At 50.2% G+C, this 22,216-nt stretch carries 21 protein-coding genes, 1 tRNA gene, 1 rRNA gene and 1 other annotated feature; of the genes, 3 read left to right on the top strand and 20 right to left on the bottom strand.

Features of this window, described 5'->3' with window-relative positions; translation table 11 throughout:
- Nucleotides 1-179 precede the first annotated feature (179 nt).
- The 5 genes from AC27IT_RS26305 to AC27IT_RS26285 form a co-directional block, all read right to left on the bottom strand.
- A complete protein-coding gene (locus AC27IT_RS26305) occupies nucleotides 180-839 on the bottom strand; it encodes a hypothetical protein (RefSeq protein ID WP_487092197.1) in 660 nt (219 codons plus the stop codon).
- Nucleotides 840-1,314: 475 nt separating this feature from the next.
- Complete coding sequence (locus tag AC27IT_RS26300; protein ID WP_005830599.1) at nucleotides 1,315-1,848, bottom strand: hypothetical protein; 534 nt, start codon at nucleotides 1,846-1,848, stop codon at nucleotides 1,315-1,317.
- A 139-nt stretch (nucleotides 1,849-1,987) separates the two neighbouring features.
- Entirely contained in the window at nucleotides 1,988-2,785 is a 798-nt protein-coding gene (locus tag AC27IT_RS26295; protein WP_487092196.1) for a hypothetical protein, read from the bottom strand.
- 252 nt (nucleotides 2,786-3,037) lie between these two features.
- Nucleotides 3,038-3,247, bottom strand: coding sequence for a hypothetical protein (locus tag AC27IT_RS26290; protein WP_431809531.1), 210 nt, complete (start codon nucleotides 3,245-3,247; stop codon nucleotides 3,038-3,040).
- Nucleotides 3,248-3,413: 166 nt separating this feature from the next.
- A tRNA-Arg gene (locus AC27IT_RS26285) sits at nucleotides 3,414-3,490 on the bottom strand.
- A gap of 11 nt (nucleotides 3,491-3,501) precedes the next feature.
- Between AC27IT_RS26285 and AC27IT_RS26280 the strand changes: the two genes are divergently transcribed.
- The gene (locus AC27IT_RS26280) at nucleotides 3,502-3,948 is read left to right on the top strand and encodes a hypothetical protein (RefSeq protein WP_487092195.1); all 447 of its coding nucleotides are present in this window, start codon (nucleotides 3,502-3,504) and stop codon (nucleotides 3,946-3,948) included.
- Here the strand turns inward: AC27IT_RS26280 and AC27IT_RS26275 are convergent.
- From AC27IT_RS26275 to AC27IT_RS26215, 13 genes are all read right to left on the bottom strand, one after another.
- On the bottom strand, nucleotides 3,929-4,927 hold the full coding sequence (locus tag AC27IT_RS26275; protein WP_025848856.1) for a histidinol phosphate phosphatase domain-containing protein: 999 nt from the start codon (nucleotides 4,925-4,927) through the stop codon (nucleotides 3,929-3,931). The genes AC27IT_RS26280 and AC27IT_RS26275 overlap by 20 nt on opposite strands.
- A complete protein-coding gene (locus AC27IT_RS26270; RefSeq protein ID WP_005833566.1) occupies nucleotides 4,921-5,721 on the bottom strand; it encodes a DeoR/GlpR family DNA-binding transcription regulator in 801 nt (266 codons plus the stop codon). Before AC27IT_RS26270 ends, AC27IT_RS26275 begins: the two co-directional genes overlap by 7 nt.
- The gene (locus AC27IT_RS26265; RefSeq protein ID WP_007776224.1) at nucleotides 5,705-6,724 is read right to left on the bottom strand and encodes an ABC transporter ATP-binding protein; all 1,020 of its coding nucleotides are present in this window, start codon (nucleotides 6,722-6,724) and stop codon (nucleotides 5,705-5,707) included. Before AC27IT_RS26265 ends, AC27IT_RS26270 begins: the two co-directional genes overlap by 17 nt.
- Nucleotides 6,724-7,512, bottom strand: a complete 789-nt coding sequence (locus AC27IT_RS26260) for an ABC transporter permease (RefSeq protein WP_007776220.1) — start codon at nucleotides 7,510-7,512, stop codon at nucleotides 6,724-6,726. The genes AC27IT_RS26265 and AC27IT_RS26260 overlap by 1 nt, the downstream gene beginning before the upstream one ends.
- Complete coding sequence (locus tag AC27IT_RS26255) at nucleotides 7,509-8,354, bottom strand: ABC transporter permease (RefSeq protein WP_487092193.1); 846 nt, start codon at nucleotides 8,352-8,354, stop codon at nucleotides 7,509-7,511. The genes AC27IT_RS26260 and AC27IT_RS26255 overlap by 4 nt, the downstream gene beginning before the upstream one ends.
- Before the next feature lie 36 nt (nucleotides 8,355-8,390).
- The gene (locus AC27IT_RS26250) at nucleotides 8,391-9,224 is read right to left on the bottom strand and encodes an alkaline phosphatase family protein (RefSeq protein ID WP_238501190.1); all 834 of its coding nucleotides are present in this window, start codon (nucleotides 9,222-9,224) and stop codon (nucleotides 8,391-8,393) included.
- The gene (locus AC27IT_RS26245) at nucleotides 9,214-10,311 is read right to left on the bottom strand and encodes an ABC transporter substrate-binding protein (RefSeq protein ID WP_005833560.1); all 1,098 of its coding nucleotides are present in this window, start codon (nucleotides 10,309-10,311) and stop codon (nucleotides 9,214-9,216) included. Before AC27IT_RS26245 ends, AC27IT_RS26250 begins: the two co-directional genes overlap by 11 nt.
- A gap of 260 nt (nucleotides 10,312-10,571) precedes the next feature.
- Nucleotides 10,572-11,861, bottom strand: coding sequence for an isocitrate lyase (aceA, locus tag AC27IT_RS26240; RefSeq protein WP_005833559.1), 1,290 nt, complete (start codon nucleotides 11,859-11,861; stop codon nucleotides 10,572-10,574).
- 36 nt (nucleotides 11,862-11,897) lie between these two features.
- Entirely contained in the window at nucleotides 11,898-13,505 is a 1,608-nt protein-coding gene (gene aceB / locus AC27IT_RS26235; protein WP_005833558.1) for a malate synthase A, read from the bottom strand.
- 484 nt (nucleotides 13,506-13,989) lie between these two features.
- Complete coding sequence (gene serS / locus AC27IT_RS26230; protein WP_005833557.1) at nucleotides 13,990-15,270, bottom strand: serine--tRNA ligase; 1,281 nt, start codon at nucleotides 15,268-15,270, stop codon at nucleotides 13,990-13,992.
- Nucleotides 15,271-15,322: 52 nt separating this feature from the next.
- Nucleotides 15,323-15,544, bottom strand: a binding site (T-box leader).
- Between the two features lie 136 nt (nucleotides 15,545-15,680).
- Nucleotides 15,681-16,256 (bottom strand): pyridoxal 5'-phosphate synthase glutaminase subunit PdxT, encoded by a 576-nt coding sequence (gene pdxT, locus AC27IT_RS26225; RefSeq protein WP_005833556.1) that lies wholly within the window; start codon nucleotides 16,254-16,256, stop codon nucleotides 15,681-15,683.
- A 10-nt stretch (nucleotides 16,257-16,266) separates the two neighbouring features.
- The gene (gene pdxS / locus AC27IT_RS26220) at nucleotides 16,267-17,151 is read right to left on the bottom strand and encodes a pyridoxal 5'-phosphate synthase lyase subunit PdxS (protein WP_005833554.1); all 885 of its coding nucleotides are present in this window, start codon (nucleotides 17,149-17,151) and stop codon (nucleotides 16,267-16,269) included.
- Between the two features lie 109 nt (nucleotides 17,152-17,260).
- The gene (locus tag AC27IT_RS26215) at nucleotides 17,261-18,568 is read right to left on the bottom strand and encodes a D-alanyl-D-alanine carboxypeptidase family protein (RefSeq protein WP_025844407.1); all 1,308 of its coding nucleotides are present in this window, start codon (nucleotides 18,566-18,568) and stop codon (nucleotides 17,261-17,263) included.
- Nucleotides 18,569-18,772: 204 nt separating this feature from the next.
- Here AC27IT_RS26215 and AC27IT_RS26210 point away from each other — a divergent pair, with 204 nt between their 5' ends.
- The gene (locus AC27IT_RS26210; protein ID WP_025844405.1) at nucleotides 18,773-19,225 is read left to right on the top strand and encodes a hypothetical protein; all 453 of its coding nucleotides are present in this window, start codon (nucleotides 18,773-18,775) and stop codon (nucleotides 19,223-19,225) included.
- 99 nt (nucleotides 19,226-19,324) lie between these two features.
- Here the strand turns inward: AC27IT_RS26210 and guaB are convergent, their stop codons facing one another.
- Entirely contained in the window at nucleotides 19,325-20,785 is a 1,461-nt protein-coding gene (gene guaB, locus AC27IT_RS26205; RefSeq protein WP_340673522.1) for an IMP dehydrogenase, read from the bottom strand.
- Nucleotides 20,786-20,953: 168 nt separating this feature from the next.
- Here guaB and AC27IT_RS26200 point away from each other — a divergent pair, with 168 nt between their 5' ends.
- Nucleotides 20,954-21,985: a YaaC family protein gene (locus AC27IT_RS26200; protein WP_026556985.1), complete on the top strand. Its 1,032-nt coding sequence runs from the start codon at nucleotides 20,954-20,956 to the stop codon at nucleotides 21,983-21,985.
- 148 nt (nucleotides 21,986-22,133) lie between these two features.
- Here the strand turns inward: AC27IT_RS26200 and AC27IT_RS26195 are convergent.
- A 23S ribosomal RNA gene (locus tag AC27IT_RS26195) occupies nucleotides 22,134-22,216 on the bottom strand; the annotation flags it as partial.

The raw sequence follows: 22,216 nt of genomic DNA, 5'->3' as shown, positions 1-22,216 counted from the left end.
TCGAATTCTACAATACAGAACGGTTCCAGAAAAAACTCGGCGACCTCTCCCCAGTCCAATACCGGGAATCGATCGCCGCTTAAGATAGCGTCTTTTTTTAGTGTCTACTTGACGGGGCTATGACCAGTGTGTCTGCCTTCTCCACTGGCTTTTCACAATGGGCCGGAACCGGGGAGCCATTAAAATTTTTGCGGGAACTCATCCAGCATTTTTTTGTTGATGATCCTGATCTTTTCTGGCGGCGAGTTCTTGTTTTCCGCACTGATAAACACCGAGTTGTCCCCCGCTTCATACAGAAGCAGATACTCCCCGTCTACCATGCTTTCGCCTTCATCTACAGGCGTACCCCATCCCTGCTGAATCGCTTCCAGTGTGGCCGTCCCCAAGCGACTGCCTTCCAAGTCAATCGCATATACGCGATCCGCCCCGTCAAAAAAGACGATGCCATCGTCCAGTTTTTCCAGGACAGCATACTGCCCGCCATCCAAGAAGTCTTTCTTGACCACCGCGCCGTACCGCTTGACGACTTCTTCCTTTTTCATTCCGATCGCAATATCGAAGCCGTTGATTTCGTTATTTGCGAGCAGCTTTAAAAAGTTGTCGTCTAAAATCAGTTGCGCTGTTAAACCCGGCTGCTCTGCTGGCAATGGCTTCTCGTTGTTCGCTTCGTTTTGCCCCGCTCCGTTGTTCTCATTTGGGACAGGGGCCTCTGGTTTTTGTTGCTGCCCGTCTGTCGGTTTGGCCTCCGGGGGCGCGGGAACGCTCGCCTCGGGTGAACAGCCGATTGCAAGAATGCTCGCTGTCATTACGGCCATTGCCGTACATACTAATCGTCTCATGGGTCATGCCTCCTGCTTTATTTTTTCATCCATGCAACATTTTTACATTTTTGAAGTCGAAACTAATAAGAACGGAGGTGCTAGCTATGCCTGTCTGGTTACTGGTCACAACCATTTGCGTGGGTCTTTTGCTGATTGGGAGCTTAGTCGATTGGAGAGCGAAAAGGAAGAAGCAAACATTGCTCATCGACAATAACAATCGCAATTCGCTCGATGAAGGATATGATTCAAGAGGGCGGGATGATTTTCACTAATGTTAGTACGTTGTTTGATGATGTTTTGTTTCCAAAAAAAAAAACGATTTTTCTGAACGTTACTTTGTTTTCAATTGGCTAAAAAACGGAGTGATCCACAAAGGTATTTTCGTCCATTAGCATTTAGAATTCTAGATGATCTGTATATAAATGTCAGTCAAGCAGACGAGACTACTTTTGACTCCCGAGTGATTCCTTCCTTGAAATCACTCGGGTTAATCTTAATCAAGACTTTTTCTGTAAATATCCTTGTACCTGGTTTCATACTCGCAAACAATGGATAGTTCTTTTGCATGAAATGACGTAGAAATCCCATATTCAATAAGATAGGAGAAATATTCCTTAGCTAGTGAAAACAGATTATCTATCAATTCTTTCTCTGGTAGTTCAACCTGTACAATCCTGTTTCCGTCTCTTGTTGCTGTCAACAACAGCTTATTTTCACCTGTTTTCCTCAAACCAATTGTGATTACACTTAACCCGTAAACGTTATCGCTAATTGCTTTTTCAGCACTTAGGTAGTAATCCTCAACCAATGCAATCAGTTGCGTGAGCAGCCTGGCTTCGCAAAACCGGAAATCAGATACTTGTTTACCCTGACTCGTAATCACCAGTGCTTCCATAAAATTGCTATCGCTTGGATCAATAGCTCTCTGAATTTCAGTTTTGTTTTGAATAGGGATAAGAACTTTTTCGATACAGCGAAAATCGATGTTATCTGAGGGGAGAGTAATGTATAGCTTCATATCAATCATATTCATAGGAACTCCCTTATCTTATTTTTCGTTATATTCCACACTATAGTACGGTATTTTCGCGATATTTTTCGTGAAATGTGAGAAAGAAGCCTTATCCATTCTAGATAAAGGCTTTCTTTTCGTTGGGATTTGTTATCTATTCCGCTTGATTATAACTAATAGGGAATACAGAAACCACACGCTCACCTGACATGATGACTCTGTATACCTTGCCTTTATGATATCCATCATATGGGATTACTTTTTTGTTATTGATGTTTTTCGCCATTTCCTTCCCGTTAAACGAATAATCAATCACGCTTTCAATAACATCTTCAACGTAAGAGAATTCAGTACCCGGATTAAAAAATGAATTTTTTGCCTTTTGATATGTACTAAATGTCGACCAGTACTCTGGGAAGTGTCTCGTAACAATGTGCAGCATTCCCATAGTTACGTCCCCATAGGCTAAGTACACTTGTTCTGAACTATTCGGTAAATCATAAAACCTAATGATAGCCGAAGATTTTGGTAATCCTTCTCCTCGATCACGAATGTCTCCTCTATCAAAAGTGCCATTGTCCAGATAGTACTCTTTTAGAGCCTCACCCGCTTTATCTGGATCTTCTTGGTCAAAGAAAAGTTCATCTCCATTTTTTAATATGAATTTTATACGTTTTGAATACAGGATAATCCTAGCAACTGTGCTTATGACTCCTCCTCTTCTTAGTTCGTTTTTACTTTCAGATTGATTTACGCCAATATCTTCTGTTCTTTCGTTCAACTTAATTAAAGACTCGTCGGACTCTTCGTTCAAGTGCTTGACACCCTTGTACGCTTCGGCCTGAACTTGTGTTTCGCTTGTTATTGCTGTTTGACTTTGGCTTGCTGAAACTGGTGTGACAGCAAGCGCAAGCATAGAAAAAGCAAGGAATGCAGAAAGGAATTTTTTCATTTTGTACAACCCTTCTAAAAATGTAATTTTTTACAAGGCAAAATATAACATATTGTATTTTGTGAAGCAATAAAATTATATAATAATAAACTTATATAAAATCTCGTTAGTGTTGGATAAACGACTATACTTGCAGAAAATTGATTTTTCTAAATGTTATTCACAAATTATTAATATCACTTTATTAATATCACTATGCATACATCATTATGGTCCCATTCTGTTGAGGCATAGTACATAAAATGAGTTCCACTAATGATTACTTGCAACACCAACTGGCTTCGTAAAAAACCACTCGTCAAACTCATTTGAAAGTACATTGTATTTCACAAGCTTATCGAAGTACATTTCTTCATGTTGAATGTTTTTGCGCACCAGAAAAACTATACGATCCTCTAGACTTAGCATTGACGGAACAATATTATCGTTTTCAAATCCCCGTACAGTAACTACTCTAATCATCATTTCTCCTCCAAATGATAAATTCGACACCTCGTTGGACAATTACACCAACAGTTTCATGCCGATTGAAACCACAGTAAACCTCATTTCAAAACATAAACTGCTGATTTTCAATCGCCCCATAAAAATAGAAAAAAGCCTTGATAGCTCAAGGCTTTTTCATGTATGGCGTCCCCGAGAGGATTCGAACCTCCGACCTACAGTTTAGGAAACCGTTGCTCTATCCTGCTGAGCTACGGGGACATATATCGTTAGTGGCGTGGCAAAAGCATTCGGCTGACGCTTCACCCACCTTCTTATTATATGCACCCGACTACTTTTTGGCAAATCCAGCGGCCATCTTCGCAGCCTACTGCAACACGATTACACCACACGCCGCCACAACCAACAACATCAAGACACTAACAACACCTTCCCGGTTACGATTTATCGCCATGCGCATAGCAATTGTACTTGGTTGGGCGCCAGATCACGGGAAGGTTCCAAAAGCGAAATCACCGCCAACGCCAAAAGCCTTGGAATCCCCGAATCCCAAGGCTTTTGGCATCAAAAAATACACCTGCCCAAATCAAACTACTTCCCCTATCCAGCCCACACAAACCGCCAATCCAATCTGGCCAAACAATCACAGCAACAGCCAGGCCCTCGCTCCACCCAGCACCTACAACCGGCTAACCGGCTCTACCGAATCGCCTTCATAACCCGTTGACGACCAGAAAAAGTAGCAACCTCCGCCACCCCAAGCGCACGAATCGTCTCCAAATTCGCCGCCACATACCTCCCGATATCGTCGGGAAAATGCGCATCCGACGAGAGCGTCAGCGGAACGCCATGGGCCACGAGAACGTCCAGAAAAGCCGGGCTGGGGCACATCTCCTGTACGGGATAGCGGTAATACAGCCCCGCGTTGATCTCCGTCGCCGTATCCGTTTCTTTCAAAGCGGCGGCGATCCTGTGGTAATACGAAACAAGCTCCGACTCCGCAGGGCGATAGGAGAACACTTTCAGATTGTCCAGATGGGCGACAAAGTCGAACAGCCCGCTTTTGACCATGCATTCGACCGTGTGGAAAAAGTCCGCGTATAGCTGCTTCAGGTCATGCTGCTCAAACAGATGGCGCGTCTCGGGATTGTCGAAGCCCCATCCGTGCAAAAAGTGAACAGAGCCGATTACATAATCCCACGAAGCGCCTGTCAGCAAACGCTGCAATTCCGCTTCCCCGCCGACGAAGTAATCCGCTTCGATCCCCAGCCGCAGCTCTACGCCGCTTGCCGCCCAGCGCGGCTTTGCTGCCTCGATGGCGGCGCAAAAGTCGCCGAGGCTCTCGGTACACACTTGATTGAGCCAGGTGCGCTGCAAACGGCCCAAATCAGTGTCGCCAAGCTCCATAAACTGCTCAAAGTACGGACGGGCTTCGCGAAAGCGGTATAAATGATCGACAATCCCCACTTCCTTCAAGCCTTTGTGCAGCGCCTCCCGCAAATACAGATCGAGCCAGGACGGATCGTATGCGCCCAGAGACAAACGGTTATTTAATCGCGCCAGACTGTCCTGCAGCCAGGCGCGGGTATGTCGAGGTTCAGTCAACGGGTAAAAGTAGTCGAGAGCCGCATTGGTACGCTCGAGCCAACGCAACGAATAAGGCCCTTCTTCCAGATGAAGATGGTAGTCGATCAGCATGGGAAGTCTCTCCTTCGCGGATGTTCGCTTATCCATGTGGTTTGCATGCCCGACGAGAGCCATTCATCCGGCATCGGCTGGTCACAGACGACCGCGCTGACATCCGCCCAGCCGCAAATGCGGAAAAATTGCGTTTGGCCGATCTTGGAGGCGTCCCCCAATACGTAGACTTGCTCGGCGCGCTGCACCATCATGGTCGAGCACAACGTTTCTTCCATGTCGTAGTCGGTAAAGCCGTCAGCCGTCATTCCTCCGCAGGAAATAAACGCTTTGTCAAAATGAAAGCGCGAGAGCAGCTCGCACGTAAACGCCCCGGCGACGGATTGTTGCGCGGGATGGGTCAGGCCGCCCAGCATAATTACCTGCCCGTTGAATTGGTTCGCTTCCAACAGCTCGTTTAACAAAGAAGCGGCAGGCAGCGAATTGGTGACAATCGTCAACTGGTTCAGACCCTTGATCGCACGCGCCAGCTCCAGTGTCGTCGTCCCGACGTCGAGCGCGATCGTGTCTCCGTCAGATAAAAGCTCTGCCGCGATTTGCCCGATTTTCGTTTTCGCCGCCTGTTGAATCGCCTGTTTCTTTTCAAAGTGCGGCTCCCGATTCGCCAAATGATAAGGGATGGCTCCTCCGTACACTCGCTTTAGCATGCGCTGCTGTTCCAGTTGGTCCAGATCGCGCCGAATAGTCTCCGGCGTCACTGCCAGGCTTTTGGCCAGATTCATCACCTGAATTTTACCGTGGCGGTTCAGTTCGTCCAAAATCACTTGCTGTCGTTCTTCAGGCAATAGTGTCATAAAGCGGAATCACATCCTTGGGACATAAGTACAATGTTTTGGTTGCGCCTGCCTGCTCCGGCTCATAGGACAGGTGCAGGGAGTCCACCAGCACGGGAACTTCGCCAATGTTCAGCTCGTAACGGGTAACGTTGCCGAGCATGGTTACATGGGCAATATTTCCGGTCAAGCGGATGTCCTCCGCAGCCATCCGCTGTTCGCGAAACGTCTCCGGACGGATGGCGAAGCGTTCGGCTGCCGGAGCGGCCAGATCAGGCGCGATTCGGTTCAACTGCTCGGCGGTCAGTACGTTGTAATTCCCGATAAAACGGGCGACAAATTCCGAGCGTGGCTGGGTGTATATCTCATGCGGACTGCCGTGCTGAACGATTCGTCCGCCATTCATGATGTAGATGCGGTCACTGACAGCCATGGCCTCTTCCTGATCGTGCGTCACCAGCACCGTCGTCATGTTCAGCTCGCGTTGAATCGTGCGCAGTTGCTTTTGCAAATTTTTGCGAATCTGCGCATCCAGCGCACTGAGCGGCTCGTCCAGCAGAAGCACCTTGGGCCGCGTGACCAGAGAACGGGCGAGTGCCACGCGCTGCTGCTGACCGCCAGACAATTCACGCGGATAGTTTTGCTCTTTTCCCGTAAGCCCCACCAGCTCGATCATTTCCTGCACGCGCTGCCGAATGTCCGCCTTCGGGATTTTGTTCATTTCCAGGCCAAAGGCAATGTTTTGACTGACCGTCAGATTGGGAAAAAGCGCATACGATTGGAACACCATGCCGATCTCCCTGTTTTTGGGCGACACGTCTGTCACGTCTTTGCCGTCAATGTAGATCGTGCCCGTATCAGGGGCAGTCAGACCGCTGAGGATGCGGAGCAACGTACTTTTGCCGCACCCGCTGGGGCCAAGCAAGGTAACCAGCTCGCCTTTTTCAATGGCAAGCTCGAGCTGCTTCAGCACGTTTTGGCCGTGAAAGGTTTTGGACAGATGTTCGATTTGGACGTAACTCATCAAGAAACCTCCTTGCGTGCGAAACTTCGGCGCGTGAATTTTACAATCAGCCCGGTGATGACAGCCATCAGGGCAAAATAAGTGACGGTAATCGCGCTGGCGATATGCCCGCTTGTCGATAGCTTGGCGTACAAATACAACTGCAAGGTTTCGAATCTGCCGCCCACCAAAATGTTAATCAGGACAAATTCCCCGAACAAAATAGAGAACGACAAGAGCGCAGACACGAGAATCCCGGACATGATATTCGGAACGATAATCCGCACGAACGCCTGCCAGCGGCTCGCGCCCAGCAGCTCGGCCGCCTCCATCAACGAACGGGCTTGCAGAGCAAGCAGGCTGTTCCGCGTTCCCTGATACAGATACGGCAGCAGACCGACCAGATACGCTCCGGCCGTGATGAAAATCATCGGAATCCCGTTGCCTGAATAAGTGCGAATCAGGCCGACCGCCATAATGACACCCGGAACGGCGTAGGTGAGCATGACAAAAAGCTGAACGAGCCTCTCCAGCCGGGGAGCGTAGACGACGATTGAAAAAACAGCCGGAACGATAATGACGACGGCAGCGACAGTCGTCAGGGAGCTAAGCAAAAAGGAGCGTCCGAATGCCTGCAAAAACCGCGGGTCGCCATACAGCTCCGCGAACCATTTTCCCGTAAGCCCTTCCGGCAAAACCGTGCTGTTCCACTCGGTTGCCAGCGAATACAGCACGGTAGCCGCTACAGGCAAAAACAAATACAGCATGACCAACGCAAACGACAAGGACGGCAAACCAATCCGCTTCAAGACAAATCACTCCGTATCTTCCGCGTCAGCCACTCGTTCACGAGCAGGGCAGCGGCAAGCGTCAGGCCGAGCAGGACAGCAAGCGCGCTACCAAGCTCGGGTCTGGCAAAAATGTCGCCGGAGACGAGCGCGCCAATCCGAATCGGCACGAGATTGTAGTTGCTCCCGGTGAGCGCGTAAGCCGAAGCATAGGCCCCCATCGCGTTGGCAAACAAAATGCTGAATGTGCCGACGATGCCTGGCAGCAGTACCGGGAAACCGATCCGCAGCCAAAAATTCCAGGGGCTTGCCCCAAGCAGCTCGGCCGCTTCCATCCACTGCTTCTGAATGGCGTGGTACAGAGGATACAGCAGCATCACTGCCAAAGGCAGTTGAAAGTAAATATAAACAAGCGTCAACCCGCTCCACGAATAAAGCGTAAACGATTGTCCGAAATCAATCCCCAGTTGCTTCGCGAGCAAAACAAACAGGCCACTGTTGCCCAACAGGACAATGAAGGCAAAAGCGAGCGGGATACCTGCAAAATTGGAGGTCAGGTTCGTAATGACGAGCACTCGCTGTTGCAGAGACTGCGGGAAGCGGGTAATCGCATAGGTAGCGAAAACAGCAGCGACGATTCCGATGAGCGAAGACAAGAGCGAGATGAGCACGCTGTTTTCAAACGCCTGCAAGTAGTACGGATTGGCAAAAATCTCGCGATAGTGACTGAATGTAAAACCGCCGTCCCCTTCGGCCTGAAAGCTCCCACCGATCATGGAAAGCAACGGGGCGAGCAGAAACAGCGCGATTATCGCAAAAAACGGAATCGTCGTGACCAAAAGCATGCTGACAAATCGTTTCATCGCAAAAGCTCCTTTCTGAGCGGAAAAGACGCCCCCTCAGGGAGACGTCTTGCTCTGCCCGGATACCGTCAATGGCTGCATCGCTTCCGAGGGGGAGATGCCGAGCAGTTGGCAGGCAAGCGGAGCCACCTGCAATTGCGGGATCGCCACCTCGCGTATCCCCGGAGATACCCGGTTGCTGATGACAAACAGGGGAACGTCCCGGTCAGCGCTAGACGTACCGCCGTGATTTCCGTCCGCTGTCATTCCGTGATCGGCTGTTACGATTATTTGATAGCCCGCGTCGATCCACGCGGGAAGCACGTTTGCCAGTATCGAATCTGCCGCCAGAACGCGGTTGCGATAGCGCGCGGAATCAGCCGTATGCTTGTGGCCGTCATCGTCAATGTTCATGGAGTGGACGTAAAGAAAATCCGGATTGAATCCATGCAACAAAAAGTTGGCGTCGGCAAACAAGTGAGTATCCGGATAGTGATCTTCCCAGTAAAACATCCCGTGTTGTATCGGCTTGTCCGTGTTCAACTGGATGCGGTCGTGAAACGGGCTGAACGGAGCCTTGTTGTACAGCTCGCTCACCCAGCAATAAGCGGCGGCAGCGTTGGACATCCCGTTTTTGCGCGTCAGGTGGAACAGACTCTCCTGATGCGAAAGCCGCACCGCCTGATTGCTGGAAATCCCGTTTTTCCACGCAGGGGTTCCCGTCAAAAGAACCTCGTACAAAGGCCGGGAGAGACTGGGCAATTCCGAGCGCACCTGGAAGCGGGCAGCGAAGCCGTACTCGACCAGATGATGCATGTACCCCATGTGCGAGACAGCCGTGTCGAATCTCAATCCGTCGAGCACAATCATGGCGAGCTTGTTAGCGGACATGGATCAACACCTGCTCTTGCCATAGCTGCGGCAATTTTTTCGCTGTCTCTTCCCATGCATTCAAATCGCCAACCGGACGCGCATTTTTGTACATTTCTTCCGGGAGCAGCTTGGCCTTGGCAGACTCGTCAAGCTTGGCATTCGCGCGAATGGGTCTGGCATAGCCGCGAGCCAGATTGGACTGTCCGGCATCGGAGAGGATGTATTCACGTGCCAGCATCGCGGCGTGCGGATGCTTGGCGTACTTGTTGATAAGCGTAGCGTACCCGCTGCTGACCGATGCTTCTTCCGGGATGATGACGTCAAAGCGGTTTTTGTCGATTTTGTCACGGTAGCCGAGCGCGTTGAAGTCCCACACGATGGCGACTTCGATTTCGCCCTTTTCCAGATTGGCAAGGCTCGGGTCGCTCGTGCTGAGTCGCTTGTTTTTCGCCAGGTCGGCAAAAAAGTCAACGCCGGGCTGAATATTTTTCTCGTCTCCGCCGTGGGCATAGGCGGCGGCCAGAACGGCAAACTGCGCCTGATTCGCTTTCATGACGTCGCCAATCGCGATCTTGTAGCTTCCGCTTTTCAGATCAGCCCACGACTTGGGAGGATTTTGCACTTTGGTCTTGTCGGTGAGAAAAGCGAGCGTTCCAGTATAGCCGAGCACCCAGTGCCCTTCATCGTCCTTTGCCCAGTCGGGAATGTCGTTCCAGTAGGAGGTTTTGTAAGGCAGCGTCAGCCCTTTTTGTTTGGCTAACGGTCCAAATGCGATGCCCACGTCGCCGATATCTGCTGTGGCGTCTTCTTTTTCTGCTTCAAACTTGGCCAATTCCTCTGCGCTCGACATGTCGGTGTCCGTATGCTTCAAGCCGTATTCCTTCTGGAGATTGCCCCATGTCTCTCCCCAGTTTGCCCACGTGTCCGGCATCCCTACAGAGTTGACTTCGCCCTCCTGCTTCGCTTTTTCCACGATTTGCTCCAGGGTCAATTGCGACGTATCCAGAGTAGCGTCTGATTTCGTCTCGGTGGCACATCCGGCAAGCAGTAAAACGGATGTTACGACAGCAACGGTTCGTTTCCAGCCCAACTGGTTCCCTCTCATCTTTTAAGGCCCCTTTTCGTTTTTATTTGTGTTTGATCGTTTTGTTTTTTCGTCTATCATCGTAAACAACCAAAATGAAACTGATATAAATGGGTTGTAAAGAAGCGATTAAGACTCTGTGAAAAAAGAAAAGCGGCCCTCTGCTGCCAGAGAACCGCGTCGCGTCCGGAAAAAAGCGATGATCGTTTTCACTCTTGTTGAAAAACGAAGAAGAACTAGGGGTAGTCGCGCCCCTAGTCCGTTTATCGTGCTTCTTCTGTTTAGTTGTGAGCGAACTGCTCTTCTTCTGTCGACCCGGTCAAAGCTGTGGTCGAAGAAGTTCCGCCAGCGATCACTTGCGCTACTTCATCGAAATAGCCAGTGCCTACCTCACGCTGATGGCGAGTCGCGGTATAGCCGTGAACCTCGCTTGCAAATTCAGCCTGCTGCAATTCGGAGTAAGCAGCCATTCCGCGATCGCGATAGCCGCGCGCCAGCTCGAACATGCCGTAGTTCAGGGCGTGGAAGCCTGCGAGCGTTACGAACTGGAACTTGTATCCCATCTCTCCCAGCTCCTCCTGGAAGCGAGCGATCGATTCCTCGTCGAGCTTTTTCTTCCAGTTGAAGGACGGGGAGCAGTTGTAGGCAAGCAGCTTGCCTGGATATTGGGCATGGATCGCTTCTGCAAAGCGGCGTGCTTCCTCCAGGTTTGGCTCGGAAGTTTCGCACCAGATCAGGTCTGCATACGGAGCGTAAGCGAGTCCGCGGGCAATCGCCGCGTCCAGCCCCCCGCGGAGGCGGAAAAAGCCTTCTGGAGTGCGCTCGCCGGTGAGGAACGGCTGGTCTTGCGGATCGACGTCGCTCGTAATCAGGAAAGCGCCGTTTGCGTCTGTACGCGCTACGATGATGGTCGGAACGCCCATAACGTCAGCAGCCAAGCGAGCGGAAATCAGGTTGCGGACAGCAGCCTGCGTCGGGATCAGCACTTTCCCGCCCATGTGGCCGCATTTTTTCTCGGAAGCGAGCTGGTCTTCAAAATGCACGCCGGCAGCTCCCGCTTCGATCATGCTTTTCATCAGCTCAAACACGTTCAGTGGCCCGCCGAAGCCCGCTTCCGCGTCAGCGACAATCGGAGCAAACCAGTACGTATCTGTACCGCCTTCGGATTGGTCGATCTGGTCTGCACGCTGCAGAGCCTGGTTGATTCTTTTTACGACATGAGGAACGCTGTTTGCCGGGTAGAGGCTTTGATCGGGATACATTTGACCGGAGAGGTTCGCGTCTGCCGCCACTTGCCAGCCGCTCAAGTAAATCGCCTTCAGTCCCGCTTTTACTTGCTGGATGGCCTGATTCCCGGTCAAAGCCCCCAACGCTTTGATGTGATGCTCGGTATGCAGCAGGTTCCACAGTCGCTCCGCACCCAACCGAGCCAACGTATGCTCGATTTGCACAGACCCGCGCAGACGGTAAACGTCCTCAGCCGAATACGTCCGGGTAATTCCCTGGAAACGCTCGGTTTGCCAGCTTTGTTCAATCTGTTGAATCGCTTCCTGCTTTGTTTGTTTGCTCATTTTCTTTTTCCCCCACTCGTTTTTTTATGATTGTTATTAAAGATAGCGATAGCCCGGTACAGTCAGAAAATCTTCGAAGTCGTCCTCTGTCACCAGCTTCAGGAACAGCTCGCCGGCAACCTGAAATTTGCTGTTTTCATAACGCTCCTGGCCAATCGCTTGTTTCAATGCCTGCAATTCCTCGCTCAGCCATTGCTTGACCAGACCCTCGGTGATCTTTCGGCCATCCTGGAGCACCCCTTGTCGATGGCGAATCCAGTGCCACACCTGAGCCCGGGAAATTTCCGCGGTCGCCGCATCCTCCATCAGATTGTGGATCGGCACTGCGCCATACCCGCGCAGCCACGCTTCGATGTACTGCAAGCCTACGCTGATGTTGGTGCGCACGCCTTCTTCTGTGATGACGCCCTCTGGTACAGCCAGCAGGTCGCTTGCCGACACCTGCACATCCTCGCGTTTATACCAGATTTGGTTCGGCTCTCTCATCAAACGGTTGAAAACTTCCATTGCCACCGGCACCAGTGCGGGATGGGCTACCCACGTGCCGTCGTGCCCGTCGTAAGCTTCCCGCTCCTTGTCAGCGCGTACTTTGGCGAGCGCTTCTTCATTTTTGACCGGGTCGTTTTTCACCGGAATCTGGGCCGCCATCCCGCCGATGCAAGGAGCCTGGCGTTTATGGCACGTTTTCACCGCCAAAGTGGTGTAGGCCCTCATAAACGGAACCGTCATCGTCACTTGCGCCCGGTCAGGGGTGATGACATCCGGCTGATTCCGCAGCTTTTTAATGTAGCTGAAAATGTAATCCCAACGCCCGCAATTCAGGCCTGCACTATGCTCCCGCAGCTCATACAAAATCTCATCCATCTCAAAGGCAGCGAGAATCGTTTCGATCAGAACCGTCGCCCGAATCGTCCCGCGCGGAATATTCAGCTCCTCCTGAGCGAACACAAATACATCGTTCCAGAGGCGCGCTTCCAGGTGGCTTTCCAGCTTCGGCAAGTAGAAGTACGGGGCTGTCTTGTTCGCGATCAAGGCATCGACGTTGTGGTAAAAGTAGAGGCCAAAGTCGAGCAGGCTGCCGGAAATCGGCTTTTGATCGAGAAGGATGTGTTTTTCGTCGAGGTGCCAGCCACGCGGCCGTACGATCAATACCGCTGTCTTCTCATTGAGGGTGTATTGCTTTCCTTCCGGGCTGGTGTATGAGATGTTGCGGCGGACAGCGTCCTTCATGTTGATCTGGCCTTGAATCGTATTTTCCCAAGTAGGCGAGTTTGCGTCCTCAAAGTCTGCCATGAAGAGACGTGCGCCCGAATTGAGTGCGTTGATAACCATTTTGCGGTCGCCGGACGGCCCGGTAATCTCCACTCGGCGATCCAGCAGATCATGCGGAAGCGGAGCTACCGTCCAATCTCCGTTGCGAATCTCGGCTGTTTCCGGCAAAAAGTCGGGCAGTTGCCCCGCATCTATTTTCAATTGGCGTTCCTCGCGAGCGGCAAGCAATTGCTGCCTTCTGTCGCCGAATTTTTGCTCCAGCTTGATGACGAACTGGATCGCTTCCGGTGTGAGAATATCCTCGAAGCCGGAGCGCATCTCGCCGGTAATCTGAATTTCCAGCGGATATGGATTGGTTGGAATCGTAGTCAAACCTGTTCACCTTCCCTTGATAACATCTGAATTATTATGGTACAGATCGAATTTTGTCCAATTATTATAGTACAGAAGATTCAAAAAAATGGCTTAATCCTGATATCCGCTGCCACTGCAATGACTGCAGCTCACATGTCCGTCCCCCAAGCAATGATGGCAAGCCGCTCCGTTGTCATCATGACCAACGCCTCCGCATCGTGGGCAATTCTGTTCGCCGTTTCCTTCACACCGATAGCAGTCCATTTCCCATTCCCTCCATATCTGTATTAAAACAATGTTCTTTTGATTTGTTTTTATTATATAACAGAGATTAGTACAGTGCAACACAATTTTCTAAAAATTATAACTGTATTAGAACACATTTTCCAAGCTGCCTTTTCCCCCTGCTCTCTCGCCTTTTCGCCGCCCAAAAAGAAAGCAGCCTCTGATCCAAACAAAGATCAAAGGCTGCTGTGCTTATTTATGGGGTTCTTCCCCCCGCTTATTTCGGCTCGATTTTTGCTACTCCGCCCATGTACGGACGCAGCACTTCCGGAATGGTGATGCTTCCGTCCGCTTCCTGGTAGTTTTCCAAAATCGCCGCTACTGTACGGCCGATGGCGAGGCCCGAGCCGTTCAGTGTATGCACGAATTCCGGCTTCGATTTGGTGTCGCGGCGGAAACGAATATTGGCGCGGCGAGCCTGGAAGTCTTCGAAGTTCGAGCAAGACGAGATTTCGCGGTACGTATTCGAGCTTGGAATCCATACCTCCAGATCGAATTTCTTCGCTGCCGTAAATCCGAGGTCGCCCGTGCACATGCTCATGACACGGTACGGAAGTCCAAGCAGTTGCAGTACCTTCTCTGCGTTTTTCACCAGCTTATCCAGCTCATCATACGAATCTTCCGGTTTGACGAATTTCACCAACTCCACTTTGTTGAATTGGTGCTGGCGAATCAGCCCGCGTGTATCGCGACCAGCCGATCCCGCTTCCGAACGGAAACAAGCGCTGAAAGCAGCATAGTATCGCGGCAAATCTGCTCCATCCATAATTTCATCCCGGTGCATGTTGGTGACAGGCACCTCTGCGGTAGGAATCAGGAAGTAGTCTGGTCCCTCCAGCTTGAAAGCATCTTCCTCAAACTTCGGCAACTGTCCGGTTCCGGTCATGCTTGCGCGGTTTACGATGTATGGCGGGATGACTTCCTCGTATCCGTGCTCGGTGGCATGCAGGTCCATCATGAAGTTCATCAATGCGCGCTCCAGGCGAGCTCCCAGTCCTTTGTAAAAGACAAAGCGGCTTCCGGTTACTTTTGCAGCCGTCTCAAAATCGAGAATCCCTGCCTGGCTGGCCAGCTCCCAATGCGGTTTGGTCTCGAAGCCAAAGCTGCGCGGCTCGCCCCACGTCCATGCCACCACGTTGTCGTCTTCAGAAGTCCCAATCGGCGTGCTTTCGTGCGGCAGGTTTGGCAAGCTCAGCAAAATGAATTCCAACTGCTCATCCAGCTTGCGCAGCTCTTCGTCCAGCTTCTTGATGCGTTCGTTTACTTCTTTCATTTCCGCGATCAGGTGGTCGGCATTCTCTTTGTTCCGCTTCATGACTGCTACTTGCTCAGACACGGTATTCCGTTTATTTTTCAGCGCCTCTGCTTCCTGAATCACTTGGCGGCGTTTTTCATCGACCTCTGCAAATTGATCCAGAGCGGAAATATCTTCATTGCGATGCGCCAAACGGCGTTTTACTTCCTCCAAATCTTGCCGCAGTACTTTTACGTCCAACATGTTCGAATCCCTCCGAATCCATAATAAAAATGCAAAAAACACCCGTCCCCTAATAAGGGACGAGTGTTGTGTACCCGCGTTGCCACCCTCGTTGATACATGCCCAACCCTGGCGCATCTATCCACTCCATCCGTCATAACGGGACGGTTCCGGGCAAAGTTCATTCCTTTGCCACTCCGAGATGGATTCCCTCACATACCGGATCGGTTCGCACCTACCACCGACTCTCTACACCAGGTTGATGTGAAGTACTTGTTCTCATCATCGCATTCTCATTCATACATACTTCTATTGTTAACTGTACTACAGGTTCTATACGTATGTAAAGGGCGCTCCGCCATCATCTTGTACCAAAAAGAAAAGACCGGCATTTTGTCAATGCCGATCTTTTCATGCAAGCTTGGCTTTTATTAGCTTCTGTATTCTTTCACCATGTCGAGGAAGTATTTGTGCAGTCTTGCATCTTCCGTCAATTCCGGGTGAAAGGCGGCCGCCAGATAGTGGCCTTCTCGTGCTACCACGATCTTTTCTTCGTACTTGGCCAGCACTTCTGCGTTTTCTCCGACTTCCATAATATATGGCGCCCGGATGAACACTGCCGGGTAATCTGCACCCACACCAGCCACAGGCATTGTCACCTCGAAGCTCTCCTTTTGGCGGCCAAACGCGTTGCGCTCCACCTTGATAGCCATCAGCCCGAGATGGCAATCATCTTGCCCCTCGATCTGTTTGGCCAAAAGAATCGCGCCTGCACAAGTGCCGAAGATCGGCTTTCCTGCTTTTCCGAACTCTTGGAGCGCCTCCATGAATCCGTACTTGTGCATCAGCTTGCTGATCGTCGTGCTTTCTCCGCCTGGGAGAACCAATCCGTCCAGCTCGTCCAGTTCTTCCACCTTTTTTACGGGAACGGCTGTCGCCCCTGCTTCTTCCAGCATGCGCAAGTGTTCTGCTACAGCCCCTTGCAAAGCGAGTACACCGATTTTCATTCTGCTCACCTTACCAGCCGCGCTCTTGCATGCGGTCTGCTTCGCGAATTTTGGAAATCTCGATTCCCGTCATGGCGCTTCCCAGACCTTTGGATACGCGAGCGATCAGTTCGTAGTCTGTGTAGTGCGTAGTCGCTTCAACAATCGCGCGGGCGAATTTCTCCGGGTTTTCCGATTTGAAAATCCCCGAGCCGACAAACACGCCGTCAGAACCGAGCTGCATCATCAGCGCCGCGTCTGCCGGAGTCGCTACGCCACCAGCCGCGAAGTTCACTACAGGCAGCTTGCCGGTTTTGTGTACTTGTTCCAGCAGCTCGTATGGGGCACCCAGATTTTTCGCTTCTGCCATCAGCTCATCGTAAGACATCGCTTGCACTTTGCGGATTTGAGCCATCATCGTGCGCATGTGGCGAACGGCTTCTACGATGTTTCCGGTTCCTGGCTCGCCTTTGGTACGAATCATGGACGCCCCTTCACCGATACGGCGAAGCGCTTCGCCCAGATCACGCGCGCCACATACGAACGGCACGGTAAATTCTTTTTTATTGATGTGGTACAAATCATCTGCCGGGGTCAAAACTTCGCTCTCGTCCAGATAGTCGACACCCATTGATTCCAGTACGCGCGCTTCGACAAAGTGTCCGATACGAGCTTTTGCCATAACAGGGATCGAAACAGCGTTCAGTACTTCCTCCACAATGCTGAGATCAGCCATACGAGCTACTCCACCGGCTGCACGAATGTCAGAAGGTACGCGTTCCAATGCCATGACAGCTACGGCACCGGCAGCTTCAGCAATTTTTGCCTGCTCAGCGTTTACGACGTCCATGATGACACCGCCTTTTTGCATCTCAGCCATACCTTTTTTTACGCGGGACGTTCCTACTTGTACCATGTGAAAATTCCCCCTACATCATGAAGTCAGAACCGTAACTGTTATGCTCTGTTATGGTTCCTTGTTATCGTCATTGTAAACGATAGATGAGGGGGAAAACAACCATTATTTAATTTCCTGTTCCGCTACTGAACAAATTGCTGAAAAATTGAATGATGCTGCGGAAGAACAAACGAATCCAGCTCGCCTCTTCGACTTCCTGGCTGGCTACTATATCTGCGCCTGCTTTTGCCGCGTCTTCCGGCTGCAGGTAGTCGGCGTCTTTCGCTCCTTCTTCTTTCAGTACGAGCTTACCGACCACCTGGCCTTGCTTGATTGGTGCGGTCAGCTCTTGATACGTAACGGTTGGCGTGAATTTTGTCTCTGCTCCGATTTTGGTCAGCATGTTTACTTCGGTGGCAGTTACTGCGGGTACGTTGAGTTCTACTCCGTTCGTTACAGGTGCAGTTTCAAAACCTTTTACAGAAACATTTTTGTCCAATTGCTTCGTTAATTTGAAATTGCTGAATCCATAGTCATAAAGCTTTTTTGTTTCCACGAAGCGTTTTGTTTTGCTGTCTGTTCCCATTACAACAGAAATCAAGCGCATGTTATCACGAACTGCAGTACCAGTAAAGCAATTACCTGCTGCTTGTGTATAACCTGTTTTTAATCCGTCTACACCCGGATAGTAATTGGGGAGGTCAGGCAACATCCAGTTGTTGTTCGCCATTTTCAATTCATTTTTAGAACCGGGACGGAAGGTAAAACGCGGGATCTTCGATACTTCCAACGCTTCCGGGAAATCACGAATCAGGTTTCTGGCGAGGATGGCCGAATCACGAGCGGACATTAGATTTTCCACTTGATCGGTCTTGATGGAGTACGGCCCCAGTTCATTCGCTGGCAAGCCACTGGATGTGACGAAAGAGGTGTTTTTCATACCAAACTCGGCAGCTTTTTTGTTCATCATCTGCACGAAATTCGCTTCATTGCCCGCTATCTTTTCAGCAAGCAGTACAGTTGCGTCGTTGGCAGAAACGACAGCCATGGCATTGTACAGCTCCCTAACCGTGAAGGACTCCCCTAGATTCAGGTACACTCCAGAGGTATCCGAGATTCTTGCCACATAGAAGGCATATTCACTAACAGGTACCTTCTCATCCCAACTGATTTTTTTCTCCTTAACCGCTTCTAGTACAAGGTATTCTGCCATCATCTTGCTCATGCTAGCAGGAGGCAGAGGGGCATCTGGATTCATGCTGTATAGTATTTTTCCTGTCGATGCCTCTAACAGAATGGCAGATTTGGCTGCCAGTTGTAGATCAGTTGCAGGTGCTGCTTCCACCTTCGTCGCTGCTCCTCCCATTCCGGTTGCAAACATTGCGACAGAAAGGATAAAACCTGTCAGTCGTTTTTTCCAAGTAGTTCGCTTCATAGTTTCTTCTCACTCTCCAGTTTCTGTCATTAGTTCATAAGGTAATTGCGCACCAAGTGTAAGTTTAACATACCATTACGATCGCATTGAAGTCCAAATAGGCTCATTAATAGGTAATTGATTGGATATATAATATATAATTGAAACTCAAATATTTTATGGTAAAATTGGTAATATATTGAATGAATCAAGGAGGCTTATCTCATGAAGAAAGTGCTATTTAGTTTTGCTTCACTCGTTCTTGGTTTGGCTGTTATCAATCCAGTCTCTGCTCATGCAACAGTTGAAAAAAGTGATAACGCTTCCCTTGTGGAACAACAAATTAAAAAGGACATTGGTACGATGAGCATTGAGCTTGACTGGAGAGCTTTTAGTGTAACACAGGGAGGCACATATATTGGTCGCGACACCTTCCATCTCTTTGGAAAAGCTAACGCTGGATTATCTGCTTCAAAAAGTAATTGTGACATAACGGTTTACATCGAAAAATTAAGCGAAAATGGCAAAGTAGAAAAAACAATTAAATTAGGCAAATTAGCTGCTCCAAAAGGTAACACTGATTATACAGACCCGGTTTCCGTGGATCCAGGAAACTATCGCCTGAAAATAATAGGAAATATTTCCTCCGAGGGTGAAATTGCTGTTTATAGAAGATAGTGTACGTTCACCGTGGCTTGTATGAATTTTGCTTGCCACTAGCTGCCTTTTAAACTAAACCCCCCTTTCTCTCCAGAAAGGGGGGTAGTTCCTTTTAACCTATGAAATCGAGTAGTTTGGCGATTCCTTCGTAATTTGCACGTCGTGCGGATGGCTTTCGCGCAAGCCCGCACCTGTGATACGGATAAACTGCGAGTTTTGAATCAAGTCTTCAATCGTTTTCGCTCCGCAGTAGCCCATACCTGCGCGCAGCCCGCCAATCAACTGGTAGGTCACGTCTGCCAATGGCCCCTTGTAAGGAACGCGGCCCTCGATTCCTTCTGGAACAAGCTTTTGCTCGTTCTCCTGGAAATAACGGTCCTTGCTGCCCGCTTTCATCGCGCCAATCGAGCCCATTCCGCGGTACACCTTGAAGCGGCGGCCTTGGAAAATCTCGAACTCGCCCGGGCTTTCCTCTGTTCCGGCAAACAGGCTGCCGATCATAATCGCCGAAGCGCCTGCCCCGATTGCTTTTGGCAAATCGCCGGAGTATTTAATGCCGCCGTCGGCAATAATTGGAATATTGTACTCGCGAGCTACTTGCGCGCAATCGTAAATGGCAGTGATTTGCGGAACACCGATACCGGCTACGACGCGGGTCGTGCAAATGGAGCCAGGACCAATCCCGACTTTTACAACGGATGCCCCTGCTTCGATCAAGTCACGGGTAGCTTGTCCAGTCGCAACGTTTCCTGCCACGATGGTCAGGTTTGGATATTCTTTGCGAATCGCTTTTACGGTATCGATGACGCCTTTGGAATGTCCATGCGCTGTGTCGATGACAAGTACATCCACGCCTGCATGTACGAGCGCTGCTGCACGTTCAAACGTATCTGCGGAAACACCTACTGCCGCACCACACAGCAAGCGTCCTTGCGGGTCCTTGGCTGCTTGCGGGTATTGGATCGCCTTTTCAATGTCTTTAATAGTAATGAGTCCACGCAAAATGTTATTTTCATCGACCAGCGGCAGCTTTTCGATTTTATGCTTTTGGAGGATCGCTTCGGCTTGCTGGAGTGTTGTTCCTACTGATGCTGTAACCAGATTGTCTTTTGTCATGACTTCCCTGATCGGTGTCGAGTAGTCATGCACAAAACGCAAGTCGCGGTTGGTCAAAATCCCAATGAGATGCTTTTCTTCATCGACAATCGGCACGCCGGAAATGCGGTATTTGCCCATCAGCGCATCCGCTTCTGCCACGGTATGATCCTGGGTCAAAGAAAACGGGTTGGTAATGACGCCACTTTCCGAGCGCTTCACGCGGTCTACTTCACTCGCCTGCTGCTCGATCGTCATGTTTTTGTGGATGATACCAATCCCACCTTGACGGGCCATAGCAATCGCCATGGCTGATTCCGTTACCGTGTCCATTCCGGCACTAATCAGAGGGATATTCAGGCGGACAGTCTCGCTCAGTTTTACGCGAACGTCCACATCCCTTGGCAAAACTTCTGATTTTGCTGGAATGAGCAGCACGTCATCAAATGTTAGCCCTTCTTTGACAAATTTATCTTCCCGCACGGTAGAAAGCCCCTCTCGGCAAATATTTTTAAGACAGTTTAACAAACGGCATAATTTACTGTCAAGGAATGAGTGAAATGTTCGGTTATGGAGTTTATTAGACAGATAAATCAAAAAAATTACTAACAAAAGCAACCAGATCACGAAAGTTATTGAAAGGTGGTTACGATGAATTCTGCCTGGAAAATGTTCCGTTTTTTCGAGACGGAGCCTACTGCCCGTAAATATTTGACGTCCTGCTACGACAGCATGGGCTTGGAGCATGCTGAGCGCCTGGCTTTTCAGCAAAGTTCCCGTTTTCTTTTTTTATGGAAGCAAGCGAGGCAGTTTTATACGACAGCAGCTACTGCGGACTTGTCGATCCAGCCGTTGCTGCTCTTCTATGGATGCTCCCATCTGCTGAAGGGAATGCTTCTTACGCGCGATCCGTCCTATCCGCAAAACAGCCGGGTGCTCCAGCACGGGGTCACCACGCGGAAGCTGAAGCGAAACACCTACTTGCTGCTAGAGGATGAGGTCCGGCCGCAAAAAGAAGGCTTTTTTGCTCTATTGGCCCAGCTTTTTCATCTTTCCCCTATGCAGGATCGCTATTCGATGCACGATTTGTTTGCTTCCATACCGGCAATCAGCGATGTCTACGCCGCTCTGTCCGAAAAGCCGCAGCATTGGCTGCAAGTACACTGGAGCAAAACTCATACAGCCGATCAAGCTTCCTCTGACACCCAATCGTGGGCCGAGATTGCTTTTCCGGAAAAAATGGACGGGCCGTTGGCATACTCAGCGGAAACCTTCGTTCAATACATCAACAGGGTCGCGCCAGATAGCTCGCGTTTACAATTAAGCTGGCGAGAAGGGAATGCAAAGCGAATACTTCTTCCTGAAACTGCTCTGTCCGCACTAGATCAACACCCTTTATTTCGCTGGCAAGAGCACCGGCTTTTCTTTTGGAACGGCTCGTCGGATTCGCTTCCTCTTCCCGAGTGGGCAAGCCACTTCTTGCTGCTGTATTTGCTGAGCATGCTTTGCAGATATGAAACAGAGTGGTGGGGAGAGCTGGTCTTATCCCACGGCCTTGCTGAACGCTATCTTGTGGAGCTTTTTTTGGAGCACCATATGTCTAGCTATCCCACTGTTATTATGAGACAGATCCAGCAAAAAAACTCTTCGCTCCCGCATGGCCTTCCCTTTTGTGACGGCTAAGCTGTGTTCGATTTTCCTTGTGGGTACGTCCTTGTGTTCCAAGGTACACAAAAAAAGCTGCATTCTCCATTACTCGCAAAAGTAATCGGGAATACAGCTTTTCTTCTTATTCCTTCAAAACTGAATACGCATGTTTGCTAAGAAATGTGTGGATAAGTCCTCGACCGATTAGTATTCGTCAGCTCCACGCGTTGCCGCGCTTCCACACCGAACCTATCAACCTCATCGTCT

It is taken from the genome of Brevibacillus sp. YAE8, from assembly GCF_057543335.1.
This window is presented reverse-complemented; position numbering and strand designations above follow the sequence as displayed.

Excerpts from the sequence above, each read along its gene's own strand:
- AC27IT_RS26215 (WP_025844407.1), bottom strand. The coding sequence starts at position 18,568 with ATGAAGCGAACTACTTGGAAAAAACGACTGACAGGTTTTATCCTTTCT.
- AC27IT_RS26290 (WP_431809531.1), bottom strand. The coding sequence starts at position 3,247 with ATGATTAGAGTAGTTACTGTACGGGGATTTGAAAACGATAATATTGTT.
- AC27IT_RS26250 (WP_238501190.1), bottom strand. The coding sequence starts at position 9,224 with ATGTCCGCTAACAAGCTCGCCATGATTGTGCTCGACGGATTGAGATTC.
- AC27IT_RS26210 (WP_025844405.1), top strand. The coding sequence starts at position 18,773 with ATGAAGAAAGTGCTATTTAGTTTTGCTTCACTCGTTCTTGGTTTGGCT.
- AC27IT_RS26200 (WP_026556985.1), top strand. The coding sequence starts at position 20,954 with ATGAATTCTGCCTGGAAAATGTTCCGTTTTTTCGAGACGGAGCCTACT.
- pdxS (WP_005833554.1), bottom strand. The coding sequence starts at position 17,151 with ATGGTACAAGTAGGAACGTCCCGCGTAAAAAAAGGTATGGCTGAGATG.
- AC27IT_RS26300 (WP_005830599.1), bottom strand. The coding sequence starts at position 1,848 with ATGATTGATATGAAGCTATACATTACTCTCCCCTCAGATAACATCGAT.
- AC27IT_RS26245 (WP_005833560.1), bottom strand. The coding sequence starts at position 10,311 with ATGAGAGGGAACCAGTTGGGCTGGAAACGAACCGTTGCTGTCGTAACA.
- AC27IT_RS26270 (WP_005833566.1), bottom strand. The coding sequence starts at position 5,721 with ATGACACTATTGCCTGAAGAACGACAGCAAGTGATTTTGGACGAACTG.
- AC27IT_RS26275 (WP_025848856.1), bottom strand. The coding sequence starts at position 4,927 with ATGCTGATCGACTACCATCTTCATCTGGAAGAAGGGCCTTATTCGTTG.
- AC27IT_RS26255 (WP_487092193.1), bottom strand. The coding sequence starts at position 8,354 with ATGAAACGATTTGTCAGCATGCTTTTGGTCACGACGATTCCGTTTTTT.
- aceA (WP_005833559.1), bottom strand. The coding sequence starts at position 11,861 with ATGAGCAAACAAACAAAGCAGGAAGCGATTCAACAGATTGAACAAAGC.
- serS (WP_005833557.1), bottom strand. The coding sequence starts at position 15,270 with ATGTTGGACGTAAAAGTACTGCGGCAAGATTTGGAGGAAGTAAAACGC.
- pdxT (WP_005833556.1), bottom strand. The coding sequence starts at position 16,256 with ATGAAAATCGGTGTACTCGCTTTGCAAGGGGCTGTAGCAGAACACTTG.
- AC27IT_RS26295 (WP_487092196.1), bottom strand. The coding sequence starts at position 2,785 with ATGAAAAAATTCCTTTCTGCATTCCTTGCTTTTTCTATGCTTGCGCTT.
- AC27IT_RS26265 (WP_007776224.1), bottom strand. The coding sequence starts at position 6,724 with ATGAGTTACGTCCAAATCGAACATCTGTCCAAAACCTTTCACGGCCAA.
- AC27IT_RS26305 (WP_487092197.1), bottom strand. The coding sequence starts at position 839 with ATGAGACGATTAGTATGTACGGCAATGGCCGTAATGACAGCGAGCATT.